Genomic DNA, 21,541 nt, shown 5'->3' on the forward strand with positions numbered 1-21,541 from the left:
CGGGACGCTGTGTGCATGGACCTGGTCGTACTCGAAGAGATCAAGCGGCTGAAGTACCGGTACCTGCGCGGGGTGGACCTGAAACTGTGGGACGAGGTCGCCGACACGTTCACCGTCGACGCCACGGCCGACTACGGGACGCGCGCCGTGGGCAGCGACGGCAAGCAGTTCGAAGGCCGCGACGCCATCGTCGAATTCCTCACCCAGAGCCTCGGCAACGGCATCATCACCGTGCACCACGCAGGTCAGCCGGAGATCGACGTCGACGGCGACACCGCGACCGGGCGGTGGTCGTTCACCGACAAGGTCATCGTGCCCGACCACAAGGTGATCATCGAAGGCGCCGCGTTCTACGAGGACACCTACCGCCGCGACAACGACGGCGCCTGGCGGATCTCGCACATCGGGTACGTCCGGACCTACGAGTCGATGATGTCCTGGGACGCCCTGCCGGGCTACCGGCTGCTCGCGAACCGCTGGGCCGTCCCGGCATGATCGAGAACGAGTTCTCGTTGACCCGGTCGTTCGCCGACGCCATCGTCGAGGCCGAGAAGCTGATCGCCGAAGCCCCACCGGCGCAGACCGGGCAGGGCCTCCTCGAGGGCTACGACTACCTCGCGGGCAGCATCCGGGCGTCGCTGCAGATGGCCTGGGCCTACCAGCGCGACTTCCCGTACTTCACCGCGTCCACCGGCCCGTACACGAAGATGGGCCTGGACAACCCGGACACCCTGTACTTCAACGCGAACATCCGCGCCGACCGCGAGTACCTGGTCACCGGCGTCCGCGGGACCACCGCCGACCTGAGCTTCCAGGTCCTCAACGGCGACTACTCGCCGGTGGAGGTGCCCGACAGCCTCGCCGCGTTCGACGACCGGGCGATCGAGATCGGCCCGGACGGCCGCTTCGAGCTGCGGTTCGGCCCGGCTCGCGAGAACCCGGGCCCGAACTACTTCGTCCTCGGCGAGGGCTCGTCGATGCTCGTGGTCCGCGAGGTCTACAGCGACTGGGCCACCGAACGCCGTGGCGAGATCCGCATCCGGTGCGTCGACACCGCGGGCCAGGCGCCGCCGGTGCCGGACCGGTCCGCGCTGGCCAAGCGCTACGGCGTCACCGGCAAGATCCTGCTGAGCCGGCTCAAGACGTTCCTCGCCTTCCCGAAGTGGTTCTACGACAACCTGCCGGTGAACACGATGACCGAGCCGCGCTCGACACCGGGCGGGCTCACCACGCAGTTCTCCTCGGCCGGGCACTACGAGCTCGGCGCCGAAGAGGCGATGATCGTCACCGTGCCCCGCTGCGCGGACGCGCCGTACCAGGGCATCCAGCTCGGCAGCCTCTGGTACGTCTCGCTCGACTACATCAACCACCAGACGAGCCTCACCGCCGACCAGGCCCGCGTCGACCCGGACGGCAAGATCCGGTTCGTGCTCGCCGAGCGCGACCCCGGCCTGGCGAACTGGCTGGAGCTGACCGGCCACGAGCGCGGGTACGTGCAGATCCGCTGGCAGCGGCTGGCCCGCGACCTCGGCCCGGACGACGGTCCGGTCGTCGAGGTGGTCAAGACCGACGAGCTGCCCGACCGGCTGCCCTACCACGCCGACGCGCGCGTGACGCCGGAGCAGTGGACGGCGCGGATCGCGGCCCGGCAGGACGCCGTCGCCGCCCGGATGCTGGGGTGAGCGTGGAGAACGTGTTGCAGGGCAAGGTGGTCGTCGTCTCGGGGATCGGCCCCGGGCTCGGCCGGTCGATCGCCGTGCGCAGCGCGCGGGCCGGCGCGGACGTCGTGCTCGCCGCGCGCACCGAGTCGCGGCTCGGCGAGGTCGCGAAGGAGGTGACCGACCTCGGCCGCCGGGCGGTCGCGGTGCGCACCGACATCGACGACGCGGACTCCGCCGCGAACCTGGTGAGCGAGGCGGTCGAGGCGTTCGGCCGGGTGGACACCGTGGTGCACAACGCTTTCGCCGTCCCGCCGCTGACCGACCTGGCCACCGTGGACCTCGACGCCGTCCGATCGGGCTTCGAGACCGCCGCGATCTCGGTGCTCCGGCTGACCCGGCTGTTCCTGCCCGCGCTCAAGGAGAGCAAGGGCTCGCTGGTGATGATCAACTCCGCCGTGCTGCGGCACTCGCGGCGGACGTTCGGCGCCTACAAGATGGCGAAGTCGGCGCTGCTGTCGCTCTCGCAGAGCCTCGCCAGCGAGCTGGGGCCGGACGGCGTGCGCGTCAACACCGTGGCGCCCGGGTACATCTGGGGGCCGAACCTCCAGTGGTACTTCGGCTACCTGGCCAAGGAACGCGGCATCACGCCGGAGGACGTCTACGCCGAGACGGCGTCCACGATCGACCTGCGCAAACTGCCCGAGCCCGACGAGATCGCCGACGCGGTGGTCTTCCTCGCCTCGCCGATGGCGCGCGCGATCACCGGGCAGTGCCTCGACGTCAACGGCGGCGAGTACCACCACTAGGAGGATCGATGCTCCCCGGCCGCGAAGACGTCGGCACCGTCGAGGACCTGCACGCCTCGGCGTCGAAGCTCACCGGGCTCGGCGACTTCGGCAGCGACGAGTACGTCGAAGGCCTGCGCGTGCTGCTGGAGTCCTACGACGCGGACGCGGAACTGACGCCGTACGGCAACAAGGTGCACCGGGCGTTCCTGCGCGGGGCGCTCGTGGCGCGGCTGCTCAGCGAGGCGTCGTGGAAGCAGAACCCGGGGTACGCGGACGTCCGCGTGGAGCGGCCGATCTTCGTCACCGGGCTGCCGCGCACCGGCACGACCGCGCTGCACCGGCTGCTCGCCGAGGACCCCGCGCACCAGGGGCTCGAGGTGTGGCTCGCCGAGGTCCCGCAGCCGCGGCCGCCGCGTTCTTCGTGGGCGGACAACCCGATCTTCCAGGGGATCCAGGCCGGCTACGAACGTCACCACGTCGAGCACCCGGAGTTCATGGGCGTGCACCACATGTCCGCCGACCAGGTGGAGGAGTGCTGGCAGCTGCTGCGCCAGTCGATGCGGTCGGTGTCCTTCGAATGCCTCGCGCACCTGCCGCGCTACTCGCGCTGGCTGGCCAAACAGGACTGGACGGACGCCTACGCCCGGCACAAGCGCAACCTGCAGCTGATCGGGCTGCCGGACGCGGGCAAGCGCTGGGTGCTCAAGAACCCCAGCCACCTCTTCGCGCTGGACGCGCTGATGGCGAACTACCCGGACGCGCTGGTGATCCAGACGCACCGGGCGCCACGCACGATCATGGCGTCGATGTGCAGCCTCGCCGAGAAGGCCGCCGACGGCTGGTCGGACAAGTTCCGCGGCGAGGTGATCGGCCGCGGGCAGCTGGACCTGTGGGCCCGCGGAGCCGACGAATTCAGCTGGGCCCGCGCGCGCCACGACCCGGCGCAGTTCCTCGACGTGCGGTACGAGGACTTCGTCGCGGACCCGATCGGCACCGTGTCCACTGTGTACGACCACTTCGGACTGGAGTTCACGCCGGAGGCGCGGGCGGCGATGACGGCGGTGCACGAGGCGAGCCGGACCGGGGAACGGAAACCGGTGCACCGGTACAGCCTGGCGGACTTCGGCCTGACGCCCGAGGAGGTCGACGAGCGGTTCGCGGGCTACCTGGCGGCGCACGGCTCGTGACGCTCAGCCGGTGACCAGCTTCACCACCTCGTCCATCGCCGGCCCGGCGGCCATTTCGCCGGCCAGCTCCCGGGCCCGGGTGCGGTAGCGCGGGTCATCGAGGACGGCGCGGACGGCCCGCCGCAGCGTCCGCGGCGCGGCCGAGGCGCGGGCGCGGCCGATCCCGGCCCCGGACCAGGTGACCCGGGCGGCGACCTCGCGCTTGTCCTCGCTGGCCCCGACCACGACCAGCGGCACGCCGTAGCGGAGGGCGTGGTTGACGCCGCCGTACCCGCCGTTGCTGACGACGGCGGCGCAGCGGGGGAGCAGCTCGTCGTAGGGCAGGAAATCGGCCACGCGGACGTTCTCCGGCAGCGGGCCGGGCCGCAGGGGCGTCCCGCACGTCGTCGCGACGACCAGGACGTCCTCGCCGGCCAGCGCGTCGATGGTGGGTTCGACGAGCCGGCCGAGGTCGTCGTTCGCGACCGTCCCCTGGGTCACGTGCACCACCGGCCGGCCGCCGTCGAGGTCGGCCCACCACGGCGGCAGCGGGTGCTCGCTCGCCGCGCTGACCGTCGTCGGCCCGATGAAGTGCAGCGGCACCCCGGGGCGCGGGTACTCGAAGCCCGGGCAGGTCATCTGGAGCACGCCGTCGCTGTGCAGGGGCCAGTCGGTGAACAGCATGCCCGGATCGCCGCCCAGCAGGTCTTTCGCCAGTCTCTGCGCGGGGCCGGTCACCCACGGCACGAGCGCTTTGAAGATCGCACCGCGCAGGGGGTGCCCGGGCGGGCCGGTCGGGACCGGGGGCATGAACGGCAGGAACCCCAGCGTCAGCAGGCGTGGCCGCCGTTCGCGCCGGACCAGGGCCAGCCCGGCCGTCATCAGCGGATCGCACAGCACGACGTCGGCCTGGTGCCCGTCGATGACGCTCAGCTGCGCGGGCATGGCGCGGACGAAGTTGGCCAGCTCGAACCGCGCGAGACCGAGCCCGCGTCGCCCGGCCCGGCCGGGGATGGTGCCGTTCAGGTCGGTCTCGTCGAAGTCGGCCTCTTCCGGCAGGACGGTGACGGTGGCGCCCAGCTCCTCGAACGTCTCCCGGTAACGCGCACCGGTGACGACGGCGACCTCGTGACCGGCGGCGACCAGCGCTCCGACGATCGGCTTGGTCGGCCCGACGTGACCGCGCGCGGGCTGCACGCAGACGAGTACGCGAGTCATGGCTCCCCCTCGATGGACCGATACGATTGACCGATACGATGTACTATCCAATAGTGACGATACCGGAATCCGAGGGCACGCGGCGCCGTTACGAGTCGCCGGTGCGCGAGGCCCGCGCCCGGCGTACCCGGGCCCACGTGGTGGCGACGGCGGGCAAGCTGTTCGCTGCACGCGGCTACGCGGGCACGAGCATGCGGCAGATCGCCTCCGAGGCCGGGGTGAGCCTGGAGACCGTGACGCAGACGGGCCGCAAGCCGCAGCTGCTGCTCGCCGCGTTCCGCGACGGCTTCGCGGGCGACCCGGACGCGGTGAACCTGGACGCCTTGGCGGGCCCGGCCGGACCGGCGGACCTGCCGGCGGTGGTGTCCCGGGTGGCGGCGGGGGTGCGCGGATCGCTGCCGATCTGGCGCGCGTTCACGACCGCGGCCGCGGCGGACGCGGAGGTGGCGGCGGTCCGCGCGGAGCTGGCGGTGGTGCGCCGGACGGAGATCGCGGGCCGGCTCTCGGCGGCGGGCCTGGCGCCGGAAGGTGGTTCGGTGGGACGGCTCGCCGACGCGATCGGGCTGATCATGTCGCACGAGGCCTACGACCACCTGACGGCGGTGTGCGGCTGGCGGCACGAGGAGTACGTGGCTTGGGCGGCGGCGGCGATCCAGGCGCAGCTGACGCTCGACTGGGAGTGAGAGCGGCCCGGCTCATGCGCCTCGAATGCGGCCTTGGGGGCGGTGAGCGCACCGAAGGCCACCTCGGGGCGTCAGCCCGCGGCAGCCTGCAGGCCGCGGGTTCCGATGCCGCGCAGCACTTCCACCCGCTCCGAGCCCGGGCGGCTCAGCACCCAGCTCGAGCCCGGTACCGCCTTCGCGCGCTTCTTCAGCGGCGCCAGCAACCGCGAAACCTCCTGGTACGACCCGATCGCGCCGCTCGCGCAGACCAGCGTCGCCAGGGACACCGTCACCGGGCGCCCCTCCGCCGACCAAGCGCGGTCCAGCACCGCCCCGGCCACCGTGGCGATCTCGTCGACGTCGCACACCACCAGGAAGTCGTCGCCGCCGACGTGGCTCACGCGCATCCGCCGCAGGCCGCCGGCCAGCTCGGTCAGTGCCGCGCCGAGCTCGCGGATCAGGTGGTCGCCCGCCGCGAAGCCGGCCGTGTCGTTGATCGCCTTGAAACCGTCGATGTCCAGCCAGGCCGCGACGAACGGCTCGCCGATCGTGATGCGGCGGGCGACGTCGCGGGCGATCGTGTCGCTGCCCGGCAACCGCGTCAGCGGGTTCAGTGCCGCGGCCGCTTCGACCTTCGCCTCGGCCACGCCGCGGACCACCTCGGTCACCAGCACCACGCCGAGGCAGCGGCCGAGCTCGTCGACCACGACCACGTCGTCGCCCGTGCGGCCCCAGTCGGCGTCGGTGACCAGCTCGAGGAACTCCATCGCGCCGGCGCGGGCCTCGATCGTGTGCGGGGTGTCCGCGAGCCGGGCCGCCGGGCGCTTCGCGTGCAACGCGTGCCCGTACGGGCCGGTGACCGCCACCAGGAACCGGGTCCGGTCGACCGACCAGCGCGGCCGGTGCAGCTCGTCCACCCCGACCACGCCCGAAGGCGCGTCCGCCGCCGCGAGCACCGCGCGGACCTCATCGCACGCCGCCGTTTCCGGCAGGGTCGTCGCCGGGCGGAGGAAGTCGCCGACGCACGGTGCCGGGGCCCCGGTCGTGGGACGGCCGCGCGTCAGCAGGGCCGGCGCGGGCCCGGCGGCGGTCGGCGGCGCGAGCAGGTGCCCCTGCGCGATCCGGACGCCCAGGTCGCGGACGGCGTCGAGCTGGGCGTCGGTCTCCACGCCGGTCGCGACGAGCCGCGTGCCGGTGCGGTTCGTGTAGTGCAGCAGCGCCTCGACCACCGCGGCCGAGGCCGGGTCGTCCGGCAGCCCGCGCAGCACGGTCCGGTCGAGCTTCACCAGGTCGATCGGCGCCTCGACGAGCAGGCCCAGCGGCAGGTCGCCGCGGCCGAGACCGTCGAGCGCGAGCCGGAAGCCGAGTTCGGTGAGCTCGCGCATGCCCGCGAGCGCGCGGCCGGCCGGCAGCGGCGCGAACGGCGGCCCGATCTCGAGGACGACGTCGCGGGTGCGCCGGCCCGCGTCGCCGAGCTCTCCGAGGAGGTCGTCGTACATCGCCGGCGGCGCGGCCAGGGTGCGGGCCGAGAGGTTCAGGTGCAGGGGGAGCGACGTCGGCTTTTCGGCGTCCTGCCGGACGGCGGCCACCGCGAGCCCGAGGTCGGCCTCGGCGAGCCTGCCGTCGCGGCGCGCCTGCGCGAGCAGCTCGGGGACGGTTCCGCGGCCGGGCCTGGCCAGCGCTTCGTGCGCCACGACACCTCCCGTGTGGAGGCTGTACAGCGGCTGGAAGGCGAAGCGGACCGCGCGTGGCGACTTCACAGCCCGATCGTCGCGGGTCGCGTGCCGCAGCGGAACCGATGTCGGCTGATGTTCACCGGGGGTTGCCCCCATCGGCGCAACTGTTTCAGCCTTGACTTATATAAGTCGACACTTGTACCTTGGCCGGGTGCACGCGTTCGACGTCCTCGGCGACCCGGTCCGCCGCCGGATCCTCGAGCTGCTGGCCGACGGCGAACGGGCCGCCGGGGCGGTGACCGAGGTGATCCGGGCCGAGTTCGGCATCTCGCAGCCGGCCGTCTCCCAGCACCTGAAGGTGTTGCGGGACAACGGCTTCGCGGTCGTCCGCCAGGACGGGACGAGACGGCTGTACGCGGTCGGGCACGATCCGTTGCGCGACGTCGACGTCTGGCTGGACCGGTTCCGCCGGTACTGGACACCGCCGCTGGACGCGCTGGCCACCGAAATCGCCCGCGGCAAGCGCGAGCGCCGCATCGAGCAAGGAGAAGATCCGTGATCGACGTCAGCCACCAGATCAGCGCCGTCCGCCGGACGCTCGGCGACCGGGTGATCGAGGAGAAGGAGGCCCGCGTCCTCACGATCAGCCAGGTCTACGACACCGATGTCGACGACCTGTGGGACGCCTGCACCGACCCCGAGCGCATCCCGCGCTGGTTCCTGCCGGTCAGCGGGGAGCTGAAGGTCGGCGGGAAGTACCAGCTGGAGGGCAACGCGGGCGGCACGGTCGAGCGCTGCGACCCGCCGAAGAGCTTCGCCGCCACCTGGGAGTTCGGTGGCAACGTCAGCTGGATCGAGGTCCGGCTGACGCCGGAGGGTTCAGGCACGCGGTTCGAGCTGGAACACGTGGCGCACGTCGACGAGCGCTGGGACGAGTTCGGCCCGGGCGCGGTCGGCATCGGCTGGGACGGGGCGCTGGTCGGCCTGGTCCTGCACCTGTCCGCGCCGGGCACGGCCGTCGACCCGGAGGCGGCGATGGCCTGGATGATGTCGCCCGACGGCATCCGCTTCATGACGGCGTCGAACGAGGCGTGGTACGAGGCCGACGTCGCGGCGGGCGCGGACCCGGCCAAGGCCCGGGCGGCGGCCGACCGCACGCTGAAGGCGTACACGACCCCGCCGGAGGCCTAACGGTCGTCGTACTTGACCGCGGTCAAGGTGATCACCGCGTCGGCCGGGACCTCGGTGCCGGGCGCCGGGTCCTGGCCCGTCTGGCGCCAGTTGCGGTCGATCACCAGCGCGCGGCCCTGGCCGGTGCCGTCGACCTCGCGCAGGTTGTAGAGCCCGGCGCGCTGCATCGCGTTCTGGGCGTCCTGGTGGTTCATGCCGGAGACGTCCGGGACCTTGATCAGCTTCGCCGGAGCGGAAGCCGAGGTCGAAGTCGCGGTCGAAACCGTGGTCGAGGTCGTCGTGCCGGGCGAGCCGGGCGGGGTACCGCACGCGGCCGTGGCGAACGCGAGCGCCGCCAATGTCGTGACCATCCGTCGGGGCATACCTCCGGGGTACCCACGCGCCTGGCCGCCGTTCAGGTGAACCTGGCGGATAAGGTCGGGCGCATGGATCAGGAGACCGACCCGCGGACGGCCCGGCGCGATCCCGTGGCGAACGTCGGCGGGTTCACCGACCTGGCGACCAGCCCGTTCCGGATCGACCGCGACCGGATCGCCGCGTCGCCGTTCTTCGCCCGGCTCGGCGGGGTGACGCAGGTCGTCAGCGCCGGCGGCGCCGGGCTGCTGCACAACCGGCTCACCCACAGCCTCAAGGTCGCGCAGGTCGCCCGGGCCATCGCCGAGCGCGTCACCAGCGGGCCGGACGCCGGGCTGGCCGACAAGCTCGGCGGCTGCGACCCCGACGTCGCCGAGGCCGCCGCGCTCGCCCACGACCTCGGGCACCCGCCGTTCGGGCACCTCGGGGAGCAGACGCTCGACCGGATCGCCCGCCACCGCTTCGGCCTCGCCGACGGCTTCGAGGGCAACGCGCAGACGTTCCGGATCATCACCACGACCGACGTGCGCGGGCCGTCGGCGATCGGGCTGGACCTGACGGCCGCGGTGCGCGCCGCCGTCCTGAAATACCCGTGGCTGCGGCTGCACCACCCCGCGCCGCACCCGTCCGAGCTGGCGGTGCCCCCGCGCGGGGCGGCCGAGCCGGGCGACCTGCCGGGCACCGGCGCGGCCAAGTTCTCCGCCTACGCCACCGAACTCGACGACTTCGAGCAGGCTCGCGCGGCCTTCGCGGGCCGCGTCGAAGGCTGGCAGCAGACGGTCGAAGCGTCCGTGATGGACACCGCCGACGACATCGCCTACGCCATCCACGACCTGCAGGACTTCCACCGCATCGGCGTCCTGCAGCACGCGCCGGTCGCCGCGGAGCTGGGGCAGTGGCTCGAGCACGCGGTGGAGCTGGCGTCGCTGGACGACGAGACGCTGTACGCGGACCTGCGCCGCCCGGGCCGCTCGCTGGAGCGCCTCCGCCGCCGCATGCACGCCAAGGACGCCTGGATCGTCGACGACGACGCGTTCGCCGCCGCGGTCGCGCGGGTGCGCGCGGAGCTGGTCGACGGGCTGCTGGGCGGCGAGTTCGACGGCTCGATCGAGGCGGAACAGGCCACGGCGGCGTTCTCCGCGAACTGGACGGCCCGCCTGGTCGACGGCGTGTTCCTGCTGCCCGCGCCGTCCACCCGCACCGGGCACGTCTCGCTGCGGCCCGCCCAGTGGCACGAGGTCCAGGTGCTGAAGTTCGTGCACCGCCGGTTCGTGCTGCTGCGCCCCGACCTCGCGCTGCACCAGCGCGGCCAGGCCGGGGTGGTGACGAGCCTGGTCGACGCGCTCGACGCGTGGCTGCTCGACCGCGACGAGGTGTCCCGCCTGCCGCGCCGGCTGCACGACCTGGTCGAGCTGGCCCGCGCCGAGTACACCGGATTGGCCCGCACGGCGCCGGAGCTGCTGGTGGGGGCGACGGGCGAGCCGGTGACGGGAGCGGACGCGGTGCGCGGGCTCGCCCGCGGGCGGGCGGTGGTCGACTTCGTGGCTTCGCTGACGGACAAGCAGGCGGTGACGCTGCTGGACGCGCTGTCCGGCCGGGCCGCGCAGCCGTGGTCGGATTCGTTCGTGCTCTGAGCCGCCGGGCCGACTGCCGGAAGCGGCGGGGGCCGGATTCGCCCGCCGCCCGCCGCCCGGCGCCTGCCGCCCGCCGCCCGATGCCCCGCGGCACCCGGGATGGCTGGTCGCCGCCTGATGCTCCGCGGCACCCGGCATGGCTGGTCGCCGCCCGCCGCCCGCCGCCCGCCGCCCGCCGCCCGATGCACTGCGGCACCCGGCATGGCTGGTCGCCGCCTGATGCTCCGCGGCGCCCCCACACGGCTGCCCCGCCCGCGGCTCCCCACCTGGCCGGGCGGTCCCGCCGCGGCGGGACACCGCCGCCGTTCGGCCGGCAGCCCGCGGCGGGCGCCGTACCGGACCGGCGTAACTCGCCGTCCCTGCGCGGTAACGAATTCTCCCGGTGACCCCGCCGGTTGCACGGTCCGGTGTGTTGCTTGTGGACATCCCAGTCCGTGGTCGCCCCTTGCGGGCGGCGGTGGGACGATCATTTGTCCGGTGCGTGTCCGGTGACCGGTTCACCGCTGCGCTGAACGGCCTACGTCATCCGGCCCCTTCGGGAAATTATCCGTCCTTTGTCACTCGAACGGCTGATGTTTACGGAGAACTCGCGGTACTTGACTGGGTTCAGCCGGTGATCACCGGCGTCGGTCAGCGTGAGTCGGGGCACGCGCCTGGAGAATTCGGAGGGCGCCCGTGCGCCGTACCCGTTCCAATAGATCGAGATCCACTGTGCTCACCGCCGGTGCCGCGGCCCTGCTCGCCGCGCTCGGCCTGGTTTCCCCGCCGGTCGCGGGAGCCGCACCAGCGTCCGGTCCGGACGCGTTCAGCGAAACCGCGCAACAGCAGATCGCCGCCCTGCAGGCGGTCAAGGCGGGCCGCACCGCCACCGAATCCAAAGTGGACAGCAAGCTGCTCGTGGCCGCCAAGGGCGTGGGGAAGCAGCTGAACGCACTGCAGTCGGGGGCCACCGTCTCCGCGGCCGGGACCGTCCTGGTCGACATCCGCGCGAGCAAGGTCTCGCCGGACCTCCTCGCCGGGCTCACCAAGGCCGGGGCGGGCATCCGCGCGGTGTCCGACCGCTACGGCAGCGTCCGCGCCGAAGTGCCGCTGGACAAGGTCGGCGAGATCGCCGCCCGCGGCGACGTCAAGCGCGTCGAGCAGGCCGACCAGGCGATGACCGCGCGGGAACTGGCCACGCCGGCGACGACGCCGGGCAAGTCCGAAACCAAGGCCGAAACCAAGCAGCAAAAGGCCGACCGCATCGCCGGCGAGCTGCAAAAGGCCATCAGCGCCAAGACCCAGCGCAGTGCCGCCGCGGCCGCGCCGCTGGTCAGCGAAGGCGACCGGGCGCACAACGCCGACCTCGCGCGCCAGCAGTTCGGCGTCACCGGTGTCGGCGTCAAGGCGTGCGCCCTGTCCGACGGCGTCGACTCCTTGGCCGCTTCGCAGGCCAAGGGCGAACTCCCGCCGGACGTCGACGTCCTCCCCGGCCAAGAGGGTCAGGACGACGAGGGCACCGCGATGCTCGAGATCATCCACGACCTCGCGCCCCGCGCCGCGCTCGGCTTCGCGACGGCGTTCAACTCGGACGCAAGCTTCGCGGACAACATCCGCCGGCTCCGCTTCGAGTCGCACTGCGACGTCATCGTCGACGACGTCATCTACTTCAAGGAATCGCCGTTCCAGGACTGGATCATCGCCCAGGCCGTGAACGACGTGACCGCCGACGGTGCGCTGTACTTCTCGTCCGCGGGCAACGAAGGCAACGTCGCCAGCGGCACCGCCGGGCACTGGGAAGGCGACTTCGCCGACTCCGGCAAGTCGGTCGGCAAGTTCGCCGGCACCGCGCACAACTTCGCCGGCGCGGCGGGCAACCAGATCTACGAGCCCATCTCGAACGCGTCCTCGGCCGGCGTCCCGGTGACGCTGCACTGGTCCGACCCGATCGGCGCGTCCGCCAACGACTACGACCTCTACCTGCTCAACTCCGCGGGGGCCGTGGTCAGCTTCAGCCAGAACGTCCAGGACGGCACCCAGGACCCGTACGAGATCCTGCAGACGCCGGCCTTCGGCGGCACCGGGCTGCGCCTGGCCGTCGTGAAGTTCTCCGGCCAGAACCGCTACCTGTCGCTTTCGGCGCTGCGCGGCCGGTTCTCCGACTCGGCCGACGGGCTCAAGGCCTACAACACCCCGGGCGTGACGGTCGGCCACTCGGCCGCGCGGGACGCCGTCAGCGTCGCGGCGGCTCCGGCGGCCAAGGCGTTCGGCCGGGCCCTCGAGCCGGGCGACCCGGCCAACCCGGCGGGCCCGTACCCGGGCTCGTTCAGCGGCGCCACCAAGGCCGAGCGGTTCACCTCCGACGGTCCGCGTCGGGTGTTCTACGAGGCCAACGGCACGCCGATCACCCCGGGCAACGTGTCCTCGACCGGCGGCGAGGTCCGGAACAAGCCGGAGATCACCGCGGCCGACGGCGTGCAGACCAGCGTCACCGGGTTCAACCCGTTCTTCGGCACCTCGGCCGCCGCTCCGCACGCGGCCGCCATCGCCGCGCTCGTGCTGTCCGGCAACCCCGGCCTGCCGCCCGCGGAGGTGCGCGAAGCGCTGATCAACACCGCGATCGACATCGAAACCCCCGGCCGCGACAACTTCACCGGGTCCGGCGTCATCCTGGCGGACAAGGTGCTGGCCTACACCGGCGCCAGCCCGCAGCCCCTCGCGGTGGCGAAGCAGCCGACGGTCACCCCGGCCGACGGCGGCTCGGCGCTCGACCCGGGCGACACCGCCAAGGTGACGCTGCCGGTGACCAACGACGGCGACGGCACCGCGGTGTCCACCAGCGTCGTGCTCACCAGCCCGACCCCGGGCGTCACGGTGGCGCCCCGTTCGAAGTCCTACGGCACCATCAGCCCGGGACAGACCGGCGTGAACGACTTCACCATCACCGTCCCGGCGAGCCAGCAGCTCGGCGTGCCGGTGGTGCTGAACGCCCGCGTCACCTTCGCCGGTGCGCACTCGCCGACGACGACGTCCTTCGCGCTGCCGGTCGGCACCCCGTCGCCGGTCGCGCAGGACTTCGCCTACGCGGGTGAGCCGGTGGCGATCCCGGACAACAGCCCGGTCGGGGCGTCGGTGACCATCCCGGTCACCGGGGTCGGCCGGGCGTCGAAGGTGTCGTTCTCCGTGGACGGCACCACGTGCAGCACCGACCCGACCTCGACGACGGTGGGGCTCAACCACTCCTACGTCGGTGACCTGGTCGGCACGCTGACCGCGCCTTCGGGTGCCAAGGCGACGGTGTTCCAGCGCAACGGCGGTTCCGGCAAGAACCTGTGCAAGGTCGTCTTCGCCGACGACGCGGCGGCCGCGTTCAGCACGGTGACCTCGGCGAACGCGCCGTTCACCGGCACCTGGCGGCCGACGCAGGCCCTGGCCGGCAACCTCGCCGGTGCGGCGGTCGACGGCACGTGGACGTTCGGCGTGGTCGACGCGGCGGGCGGCGACGCCGGCTCGATCCGTTCGGTCGCGCTGCACATCAACGGGTTCGTCCAGCCCGCGGCGGCCGGCGCGCCGTCGAACGTGCGGGCCGTGACGAACAACGGCCCGGTGCACCCGCTGTAACGCACTACCACCGGTACGGGGCCGTCGCGATCACCGCGGCGGCCCCGTACCGTTTTCCCCGTGGCGAAGGCACGGCAGGTCCCGGGTGGCGGACGCGCCGTCGAGGTGCCGCCGGCACGCCTCGCCGGCTGGTTCGAGCGGTTCGCCGGCGGGCACGGGGGAGCGGTGGCGACCGCGGCCACGCCGCACGAAGTCCGGGTGACCGCGGTGGACGGGACCACCGCCACCGCGACCGTCCCTTTCGGACCGCTCGTGGAGCCTTCCCTCGACGCCCTCGTGGCGCACGCGCTGGCGCCACGGCGCATCGCGCTCGTGCTGGTGCGGCGGGGCGGCCACAGCGTCGGCATCGCACGCGATGGCCGGATCGAGGTCTCGCGCACGGCCCGGCACCTCGTGCAGGGTCGTTCCGCCGCGGGCGGGTGGTCGCAGCAGCGCTTCGCCCGGCGTCGCGCGGGCCAGGCGCGCCACGCGCTCCAGGACGCGGCGAAGGACGTCTTCGAAGTGCTCGTGCCCCGGCTGTCCGAAGTGGATGCCGTGGTGCTGGGCGGTGACCGCCGGGCGCTCGACGAGCTGCGTGCGGACCGCCGGCTGGCCGGGCTGTTCGCCCGGGCGGAACCGCGGGTGCTGGAGGTCGCCGAGCCGAGCCGGGCCGTCCTCGAAGAAGCCGCCGTGCGCGCGCTGTCCGTGCAGGTCACGCTACGCGACGGGTGAGTCCGCACACGTCCGGAAAATCCGCTGGCGCCCGGCCCGTACACTGGACTCCGTGGATATCCAGCTGGAGTGACGCCGCGACCCCATCGGTTGCCTGACGCTGTCCTCCATTCGCCCCTTTTCCACGGGAGTTTCCCTTGATCACGGCCACCGGCCTTGAGCTGCGCGCGGGTTCGCGCATCCTGCTCAACGGCGTCACCCTCCGCATCCAGCCCGGCGACCGCATCGGTCTCGTCGGCCGCAACGGCGCGGGCAAGACCACCTCGCTGAAGGTCCTCGCCGGTGAAGGCGAGCCGCACGCCGGCGACGTCCGCCGCACCGGCGAGCTCGGCTACCTGCCGCAGGACCCGCGCGAAGGCGATCTGTCGGTCACGGCGAAGGACCGCGTGCTCTCCGCGCGTGGTCTGGACAAGCTGATGCGCGACATGGAGAAGGCGCAGGCCTCGATGGCCGAGCTCGTCGACGAGGCCGCCCGTGACAAGGCCATCAACCGCTACGCCCGGCTCGAAGAGCGCTTCGCCTCCCTCGGCGGGTACGCCGCGGAGAGCGAAGCCGCGCGGATCTGCTCCAACCTGGGCCTCGCCGACCGCGTCCTCGCGCAGACGCTGGGAACGCTTTCCGGTGGTCAGCGCCGCCGCGTCGAGCTGGCGCGGATCCTGTTCGCCGCGGCCGAAGCCGGCGCCGGCGGCAAGTCCGAGACGATCTTGCTGCTCGACGAGCCGACCAACCACCTCGACGCCGACTCCATCAACTGGCTGCGCGGCTTCCTCAAGCAGCACGACGGCGGCTTGGTCGTGATCAGCCACGACGTCGAACTGCTGGCCGACGTGGTCAACAAGGTGTGGTTCCTCGACGCCACCCGCGGCGAGCTCGACCTGTACAACATGGGCTGGCAGCGCTACCTCGACGCGCGCGCCACCGACGAGAAGCGGCGTCGCCGTGAACGCGCCAACGCCGAAAAGAAGGCGTCGGCGCTGCAGCAGCAGGCCGCGAAGCTCGGGGCGAAGGCGACGAAGGCCGTGGCGGCCAAGAACATGGCGCGCCGGGCCGAGCAGATGCTCTCCTCCCTCGAGGACACCCGCCACGCCGACAAGGTCGCCCGGATCAAGTTCCCCGAGCCCGCGCCCTGCGGCCGCACCCCGCTCACCGCCGAGGGCCTCTCGAAGTCGTACGGCTCGCTGGAAATCTTCACCGGCGTCGATCTCGCCATCGACCGCGGTTCGAAGGTTGTCGTACTCGGGCTCAACGGCGCGGGAAAGACGACTTTGCTCCGGCTGCTCGGCGGAATGGAAACCCAGGACACCGGATCCGTCGTTCCGGGTCACGGATTGCGTTTGGGGTATTACGCACAGGAACACGAAACTCTTGATCATGACGCGTCGGTGTGGGAAAACATCCGACATCTCGCTCCGGACACCGGCGCGCAGGAGTTGCGGAACCTGCTGGGCTCGTTCCTCTTCACCGGCGAACAACTCGACCAGCCGGCCGGTACGCTTTCCGGCGGCGAGAAGACCCGGCTCGCGCTGGCGGGCCTGGTCTCCAGCGCTGCCAACGTGTTGCTGCTCGACGAGCCGACGAACAACCTCGACCCGGCCAGCCGGGCCCAGGTCCTGGACGCCTTGCGCAGCTTCGCCGGTGCCGTCGTCCTGGTGACGCACGACCCCGGCGCGGTCGAGGCGCTGGAGCCCGAGCGGGTCATCCTGCTGCCCGACGGGACCGAGGACCACTGGTCGGCGGACTACCTCGAACTTGTCCAGCTCGCGTGAGGCGTGCGTCCATTCGGGTGCAAGATCACTCGCCGTAGAGCACTGGAATGGCCCAATGTGATCGCAATTTCGGCTGTTTCGCGTCTGTCGTCTGGCATTCCGGCGCTCAGTGTTCGATCATTGCCCCGGCAGGGGCCGATATGTGGCCCAGAACACTCTCGGCGGGAAGGCGATCGACGTGGCTGATCTCAAGAAAGGCGCGCGGATCACCGGCAACACGCGCGACAAGCTGGCCGCTGACCTGAAGAAGAAATACGAGAAGGGCTCGAGCATCCGGGCACTCGCGGAGTCGACGGGGCGGTCCTACGGGTTCGTCCACCGGGTGCTGTCGGAGTCCGGCGTCCAGCTGCGGGGGCGTGGCGGAGCCACCAGGGTCAAGAAGAAGTAGTCGCGGACTGCTGCGCGGGGGGCGCAGTGGGAACTTCGGCCACGCGGAAGGCCAGGTGGGCCCCGAGCAGGACCAGCGGGTACACCAGGTAGCCGTACCGGGTGGCCGGGGTGAGCAGGATCAACGCGCCGAGTCCGACGGCGGTGCGCAGCAGTGCGCCGGAGCCGTTCGCGGGGGGCCGGCGCACCAGCCAGACCACCATCGCCACGGCCGCGGCGCCGACGAGCACGAACGCCGTCACCTGGCCGAACGGGCCGGTCTCGGCGATCAGGTGGCCCGGCAGCGGGCTGGCCGCGGGCGACCGCACCACGCCCATCCCGAGCGGGAACCGGAAGACGTGCTCGACGAACGCCGCCGGATCCACCAGGTACACCGGCAGGTGCACGGCGGCCGTCGTCGCCACCAGCGCCGCCGCGAACCGGCCCAGTGCCGCCCAGTCCAGCCTTGTGTCGGGGCGATCCCGTCCGCGGCGCACCAGCACGAGCACCGCCAGCACCGCGGCCGCGGGCGCGACGATGAGCTTCGCGCTGACGACCAGCGCCAGCACCAGGCCCGACCAGGCGACCCGCCCGGTGGCCGCGAGCGCGCAGCTGAGCACCAGCAGGCCGACGATCGCCAGGTCCGGGCCGGCCACGGCCCAGGTGAGCGCGGTGAGCGGGCAGGCCAGCGCGAGCTGCGCGGCACCGACCGGCACCCGGGGCCACTTCAGCAGCTTCAGCGTGCCCAGCACGCACGCGCAGGCGGCCAGGGCGAACATCCAGCGGGCGTCGGTGAGCGCGTCGGTCAGCGGGGTGCCGCCGAACAGCGCCCGCGGCAGGCCGAAGACCGCCATCACCGGGCCGTAAGGCGTGTAATCGTTTACCACGGGCGGCCGGCCGAGCGCGGTGACGTCGACGTACGGGGTTCCGTGGTGCAGCAGCAGATCCGCGGACCGCTCGATCACCCAGACCTCGGGCTGCGCGGCCCACGAGAACGGCGTGATCAGCCAGTCCACTCCGGTCAGTCGCCGAATCACCAGAAGCGCCAACGGGAGGATCATCGCCAACAGCGCCACCGCGGCGATGCCACACCAGCGTGAACCGGGTACGCCACGCGGCGTACGTCCGCTTCGTGCGGAGAGCAGCAGGTAGCCGCTGTGCGCCGCGCCGAAGCCGTACGCGACCGTGGCGAAGGTGCCCCAGATGCGGTAGCCGTAGAACTCGGACACCAGCGCCGTCGGCAGCGCGAAAGCCAGGCAGGCCAGGTAGAACCCCAGGTCCCAGCGCAGGGGGGCGGCCTCTCCGGTGCGCGACGGCGCCGTGAAGAGCCGGGCCGCGCGCCGCCATGCGGGCGCCTGGCCCACCTCCGTTCCCACGGCGTCAGGCTACCGAGGGGACCGCCGCCCGGTTCAGCCGACGTCTCGCAGGCGGGGGAGCAGCTTCGCGGCCGCTTCGGAGGCCGCGACGACGTCGTCGCGGCCGGCGGGCATCAGCACCAGTTCGGTGAATCCGGCCTCGAGGTAGCTCTGCGTGAGCCGCAGGGCGCTGTCCGCATCGGAGGGTAGCCGGAACTGCACGGCGCGGCGGACGGTCGCCGGATCCCGGCCCACCGCCGCGCAGTGCTCGTCCAGGACGCGGGAAAGCCGGCGCAGCTCGGCGGTTTCCGTGCCGGGCAGGGCCGCGTTGAGCCAGACGTCGGCGTGCTCGGCGACGACGCGGAGACCGCGCTTTTCGCCGCTGCTGCCCAGCCACAGCGGGGGTTTCGGTCGTTGCAGCGGCTTCGGATCGCTGATCGCGCCGGTCAGGCGGTAGTGGCGGCCGTCGTGGTCGGCGACCGGCGCGGTCCACAGCAGACGGAGGATTTCGCAGGTCTCGGCCAGTCTTTCGACGCGTTCCGCCGCGGACGGCGTCGGCGTGCCCATCATCGCGTCGGTCAGGGTGTCGCCGCCCGCGCCGAGGCCGACGTCGAGCCGGCCGCCGGAGAGGTGGTCGACGGTCGCGGTGATCTTGGCGAACGTGCCCGGGTGCCGGTTGGTGTTGCCGGAGACCAGGCAGCCGAGCCGCACCCGCGTGGTGGCTTCGGCCATCGCGGCCAGCAGGCTCCAGCCGTCGAAGACGTCGCCGGTGCGGTCGGGGCCCATCGGCGCGAGGTGGTCGAACACCCAGCAGCCGTCGAAGCCGGCGTCGTCGGCGATCGCCCAGATCTCGCGGAGCGCGGCGATGCCGATGTGCTGCTGGGGCGGTTTGAGCCCGATCGTGGTCATGGGAACTCCTGATCGTCAGTAGGTAAAATCATCAGTGATACTGACGATCAGCGTAGGTGTAAGGTCGGCGCATGTCCAGCGCGCCCCTCGCCGTCACCCAGCGGCTCGGCTACCTGCTCAAGCACGCGCAGCTGCGGCTCGCCGAGCTGGCCGAGCCGCTGTACGCCCCGCTCGGCGTCACCGGGCGGCAGCTCGCGCTGCTGACGCTCTTCGGCGACGGGCCGGCGCGGTCGCAGCAGGACGGCGCGGCCCGGCTCGGCGTCGACCGGACGACGATGGTCGCGCTCGTCGACGAACTGGAGGCCAAGGGCCTGGTCCGGCGCGAGGTCGCGCCGGGCGACCGCCGCAAGCGCCTGGTGCTGCTGACTCCCGAGGGGGAGCGCGTCCGCGAAGCGGGGGTGGAAGTCACGCGGAAGGCCGAGGCACTCCTGCTGGAACCGCTCTCCGCCGAGGACGCCGAGCGGCTGCGCGCGGCCCTGCGGCAGGTCGTTCGCGCCGAGTGAACGACATCGGGAAGCAAACGGACAGCGAGGGCGTTGTCCAGGTCATATCCGGCGAAAACCTCAGCTAATGTAGAGGTTTCTGATCCTGGGGGTTTCCCGTGGACAACATGTGGGGGCTGTGGAGTTCGGCGATGCGCGCCGGCGACACCCCGAAAGCGCTCACGCGCGGCACGCTCAAGCGTGTCGCGCGCTTCGCCCAGCCGCATTGGCGGCGCCTGCTGGCCTTCCTCGTGCTGACCGTCGTCTCGGCCGTGCTGGCCGTCTCGACGCCCGTGCTGGCGGGCAAGGTGGTCGACGCGATCGTCGGCGGTCACGACGTCACGGTGGTCGTCTGGCTCGCCGTGGTGATCGCCGCGCTGGCCGTCGCCGACGCCGGGTTCGGCCTGATCGAGCGGTGGCAGTCCGCGCGCATCGGCGAGGGCATCATCTACGACCTGCGGCGTGCGGTCTTCGAGCACGTCCAGCGCATGCCGATCGCGTTCTTCACCCGCACCCGCACCGGCGCGCTGGTCTCGCGGCTCAACAACGACGTCATCGGCGCGCAGCGGACGTTCACCGCGACGCTGTCGGGGCTGGTCACCAACGTCATCCAGCTGGCGCTGTCGCTGGCCGTCATGCTCACGCTGTCGTGGCAGGTCACGCTGCTCGCGCTGGTGCTGCTGCCGATCTTCGTCATCCCCGCGCGCCGGCTCGGCCGCCGGATGGCCGGCCTGCAGCGGGAAGCCGCGGACCTCAACGCCGGGATGACCACGCAGATGACCGAGCGGTTCTCCGCGCCGGGCGCGACGCTGGTGAAGCTCTTCGGCCGGCCGGTCCAGGAGGCGGAGGACTTCGGGCTGCGGGCCGGGCGCGTGCGGGACATCGGCGTCCGGACCGCGATGCTGACCCGCTGGTTCATGACCAGCCTGACCCTGGTTTCGGCGCTGGCGCAGGCGCTCGTCTACGGCCTCGGCGGTTACCTCGCGCTGACCGGCAAGCTCGCGCCCGGCACCGTCGTCGCGCTGGCGCTGCTGCTGACCCGGCTCTACGCGCCGCTGACCGCGCTGGCCAACGTCCGCGTCGACGTCATGACGGCGCTCGTGTCGTTCGAGCGGGTCTTCGAAGTGCTCGACCTCGAGCCGATGATCAAGGAGAAGCCCGCCGCGCGTGCGCTTTCCGCCTCCGGTGGCGTCTCGGTCGAGTTCGCGGGAGTGCGCTTCGGCTACCCGGCGGCGGACCGGTACTCGCTGGCGTCGCTGGAAGACGTCGCCACGCTCGACCACCGCGGTGGCGAAGAGGTGCTGCACGGGATCTCGTTCCGGGCCGAACCCGGGCAGATGGTGGCGCTGGTCGGGTCCTCGGGGGCGGGGAAGTCGACGATCGCTTCGCTGCTGCCGCGGCTCTACGACGTCGACTCCGGTTCGGTGCGGCTGTCCGATGTGGACGTCCGGGAGCTGACTTTCGCTTCCCTGCGGGAAACCGTCGGCGTGGTGACGCAGGACGGGCACCTCTTCCACGACACGATCCGCGCCAATCTGGCGTACGCGCGCCCCGGCGTCACCGACGACGAGATCTGGGAAGCGCTGGAGCGAGCCCGGCTGGGCGAGCTGGCGCACTCGCTGCCCGACGGCCTCGACACGACGGTGGGCGAGCGCGGCTACCGGCTTTCCGGCGGCGAACGCCAGCGGCTGACCATCGCCCGGCTGCTCCTGGCCCAGCCCAAGGTCGTCATCCTGGACGAGGCGACCGCGCACCTGGACTCCGAGTCCGAAGCCGCCGTCGGCGAGGCACTGACGCACGCACTGGCCGGCCGCACGGCCCTGGTCATCGCCCACCGGCTGTCGACGGTCCGCGCGGCCGACCAGATCCTGGTCCTGGAACACGGCGAAATCGTCGAGCGCGGAACCCACGATGAGCTCCTGGCCGCCAACGGCCGCTACGCCACCCTCCACGCAACCCAGTTCGCCGACCAGGAACCCGCCGTGGCGTGATCCAAAGGTCA

The 21,541-nt window shown here is 72.4% G+C and carries 19 protein-coding genes; 14 read left to right on the forward strand and 5 right to left on the reverse strand.

The features are described from left to right. Positions 1-15 precede the first annotated feature (15 nt). Genes QRY02_RS03800 through QRY02_RS03815 form a run of 4 tightly spaced genes read left to right on the forward strand, consistent with a single transcriptional unit; the run spans position 16 to position 3,636 of the window. Entirely contained in the window at positions 16-495 is a 480-nt protein-coding gene (locus QRY02_RS03800) for a nuclear transport factor 2 family protein (protein WP_285990089.1), read from the forward strand. Then, the gene (locus tag QRY02_RS03805) at positions 492-1,682 is read left to right on the forward strand and encodes a hypothetical protein (protein ID WP_285990090.1); all 1,191 of its coding nucleotides are present in this window, start codon (positions 492-494) and stop codon (positions 1,680-1,682) included. The genes QRY02_RS03800 and QRY02_RS03805 overlap by 4 nt, the downstream gene beginning before the upstream one ends. Beyond that, complete coding sequence (locus tag QRY02_RS03810; protein ID WP_285990091.1) at positions 1,679-2,467, forward strand: SDR family oxidoreductase; 789 nt, start codon at positions 1,679-1,681, stop codon at positions 2,465-2,467. Before QRY02_RS03805 ends, QRY02_RS03810 begins: the two co-directional genes overlap by 4 nt. A gap of 8 nt (positions 2,468-2,475) precedes the next feature. After that, the gene (locus tag QRY02_RS03815; RefSeq protein ID WP_285990092.1) at positions 2,476-3,636 is read left to right on the forward strand and encodes a sulfotransferase family protein; all 1,161 of its coding nucleotides are present in this window, start codon (positions 2,476-2,478) and stop codon (positions 3,634-3,636) included. 3 nt (positions 3,637-3,639) lie between these two features. Here QRY02_RS03815 and QRY02_RS03820 read toward each other — a convergent pair whose 3' ends face one another. Further along, positions 3,640-4,833: a glycosyltransferase gene (locus tag QRY02_RS03820; RefSeq protein ID WP_285990093.1), complete on the reverse strand. Its 1,194-nt coding sequence runs from the start codon at positions 4,831-4,833 to the stop codon at positions 3,640-3,642. Positions 4,834-4,886: 53 nt separating this feature from the next. On the opposite strand from QRY02_RS03820, the gene QRY02_RS03825 reads away from it, so the two are divergent. Continuing rightward, positions 4,887-5,516, forward strand: a complete 630-nt coding sequence (locus tag QRY02_RS03825) for a TetR/AcrR family transcriptional regulator (protein WP_285990094.1) — start codon at positions 4,887-4,889, stop codon at positions 5,514-5,516. 71 nt (positions 5,517-5,587) lie between these two features. Here the strand turns inward: QRY02_RS03825 and QRY02_RS03830 are convergent, their stop codons facing one another. Next, positions 5,588-7,255 carry a GGDEF domain-containing protein gene (locus QRY02_RS03830; protein ID WP_285990095.1) on the reverse strand — a complete coding sequence of 556 codons (1,668 nt, stop codon included), beginning with the start codon at positions 7,253-7,255 and terminating at the stop codon, positions 5,588-5,590. Between the two features lie 127 nt (positions 7,256-7,382). Here QRY02_RS03830 and QRY02_RS03835 point away from each other — a divergent pair, with 127 nt between their 5' ends. Further along, on the forward strand, positions 7,383-7,730 hold the full coding sequence (locus QRY02_RS03835) for an ArsR/SmtB family transcription factor (RefSeq protein WP_285990096.1): 348 nt from the start codon (positions 7,383-7,385) through the stop codon (positions 7,728-7,730). Beyond that, positions 7,727-8,362, forward strand: coding sequence for an SRPBCC family protein (locus QRY02_RS03840; protein ID WP_285990097.1), 636 nt, complete (start codon positions 7,727-7,729; stop codon positions 8,360-8,362). Before QRY02_RS03835 ends, QRY02_RS03840 begins: the two co-directional genes overlap by 4 nt. On the opposite strand, the gene QRY02_RS03845 is transcribed toward QRY02_RS03840, so the two are convergent. After that, positions 8,359-8,712 carry a PASTA domain-containing protein gene (locus tag QRY02_RS03845; RefSeq protein ID WP_285990098.1) on the reverse strand — a complete coding sequence of 118 codons (354 nt, stop codon included), beginning with the start codon at positions 8,710-8,712 and terminating at the stop codon, positions 8,359-8,361. The two genes, QRY02_RS03840 and QRY02_RS03845, sit on opposite strands and share 4 nt — an antisense overlap. A gap of 75 nt (positions 8,713-8,787) precedes the next feature. Between QRY02_RS03845 and QRY02_RS03850 the strand changes: the two genes are divergently transcribed. From QRY02_RS03850 to QRY02_RS03870, 5 genes are all read left to right on the forward strand, one after another. Further along, positions 8,788-10,350 carry a deoxyguanosinetriphosphate triphosphohydrolase family protein gene (locus QRY02_RS03850; protein WP_285990099.1) on the forward strand — a complete coding sequence of 521 codons (1,563 nt, stop codon included), beginning with the start codon at positions 8,788-8,790 and terminating at the stop codon, positions 10,348-10,350. Between the two features lie 711 nt (positions 10,351-11,061). After that, on the forward strand, positions 11,062-13,950 hold the full coding sequence (locus tag QRY02_RS03855) for a S8 family serine peptidase (protein WP_285990100.1): 2,889 nt from the start codon (positions 11,062-11,064) through the stop codon (positions 13,948-13,950). A 60-nt stretch (positions 13,951-14,010) separates the two neighbouring features. Beyond that, positions 14,011-14,661, forward strand: a complete 651-nt coding sequence (locus QRY02_RS03860; RefSeq protein WP_285990101.1) for an acVLRF1 family peptidyl-tRNA hydrolase — start codon at positions 14,011-14,013, stop codon at positions 14,659-14,661. A gap of 137 nt (positions 14,662-14,798) precedes the next feature. Further along, on the forward strand, positions 14,799-16,427 hold the full coding sequence (locus QRY02_RS03865) for an ABC-F family ATP-binding cassette domain-containing protein (RefSeq protein ID WP_285990102.1): 1,629 nt from the start codon (positions 14,799-14,801) through the stop codon (positions 16,425-16,427). 178 nt (positions 16,428-16,605) lie between these two features. Then, complete coding sequence (locus QRY02_RS03870; RefSeq protein WP_003071237.1) at positions 16,606-16,815, forward strand: helix-turn-helix domain-containing protein; 210 nt, start codon at positions 16,606-16,608, stop codon at positions 16,813-16,815. Here QRY02_RS03870 and QRY02_RS03875 read toward each other — a convergent pair. After that, the gene (locus QRY02_RS03875; RefSeq protein WP_285990103.1) at positions 16,802-18,169 is read right to left on the reverse strand and encodes a glycosyltransferase 87 family protein; all 1,368 of its coding nucleotides are present in this window, start codon (positions 18,167-18,169) and stop codon (positions 16,802-16,804) included. The genes QRY02_RS03870 and QRY02_RS03875 overlap by 14 nt on opposite strands. A gap of 33 nt (positions 18,170-18,202) precedes the next feature. Then, positions 18,203-19,057, reverse strand: a complete 855-nt coding sequence (locus tag QRY02_RS03880; protein WP_285990104.1) for an LLM class flavin-dependent oxidoreductase — start codon at positions 19,055-19,057, stop codon at positions 18,203-18,205. 71 nt (positions 19,058-19,128) lie between these two features. Here QRY02_RS03880 and QRY02_RS03885 point away from each other — a divergent pair, with 71 nt between their 5' ends. Both QRY02_RS03885 and QRY02_RS03890 read left to right on the forward strand, forming a co-directional pair. After that, positions 19,129-19,560: a MarR family winged helix-turn-helix transcriptional regulator gene (locus QRY02_RS03885; RefSeq protein ID WP_285990105.1), complete on the forward strand. Its 432-nt coding sequence runs from the start codon at positions 19,129-19,131 to the stop codon at positions 19,558-19,560. A 98-nt stretch (positions 19,561-19,658) separates the two neighbouring features. Next, positions 19,659-21,530, forward strand: a complete 1,872-nt coding sequence (locus tag QRY02_RS03890) for an ABC transporter ATP-binding protein (RefSeq protein ID WP_285990106.1) — start codon at positions 19,659-19,661, stop codon at positions 21,528-21,530. The last annotated feature ends 11 nt before the right edge of the window (positions 21,531-21,541 follow it).

Origin of the sequence: Amycolatopsis sp. DG1A-15b (genome assembly GCF_030285645.1) — a bacterium.
Classification (GTDB): domain Bacteria; phylum Actinomycetota; class Actinomycetes; order Mycobacteriales; family Pseudonocardiaceae; genus Amycolatopsis.

Excerpts from the sequence above, each read along its gene's own strand:
- QRY02_RS03805 (WP_285990090.1), top strand. The coding sequence starts at position 492 with ATGATCGAGAACGAGTTCTCGTTGACCCGGTCGTTCGCCGACGCCATC.
- QRY02_RS03815 (WP_285990092.1), top strand. The coding sequence starts at position 2,476 with ATGCTCCCCGGCCGCGAAGACGTCGGCACCGTCGAGGACCTGCACGCC.
- QRY02_RS03885 (WP_285990105.1), top strand. The coding sequence starts at position 19,129 with ATGTCCAGCGCGCCCCTCGCCGTCACCCAGCGGCTCGGCTACCTGCTC.
- QRY02_RS03845 (WP_285990098.1), bottom strand. The coding sequence starts at position 8,712 with ATGGTCACGACATTGGCGGCGCTCGCGTTCGCCACGGCCGCGTGCGGT.
- QRY02_RS03820 (WP_285990093.1), bottom strand. The coding sequence starts at position 4,833 with ATGACTCGCGTACTCGTCTGCGTGCAGCCCGCGCGCGGTCACGTCGGG.
- QRY02_RS03800 (WP_285990089.1), top strand. The coding sequence starts at position 16 with ATGGACCTGGTCGTACTCGAAGAGATCAAGCGGCTGAAGTACCGGTAC.
- QRY02_RS03850 (WP_285990099.1), top strand. The coding sequence starts at position 8,788 with ATGGATCAGGAGACCGACCCGCGGACGGCCCGGCGCGATCCCGTGGCG.
- QRY02_RS03880 (WP_285990104.1), bottom strand. The coding sequence starts at position 19,057 with ATGACCACGATCGGGCTCAAACCGCCCCAGCAGCACATCGGCATCGCC.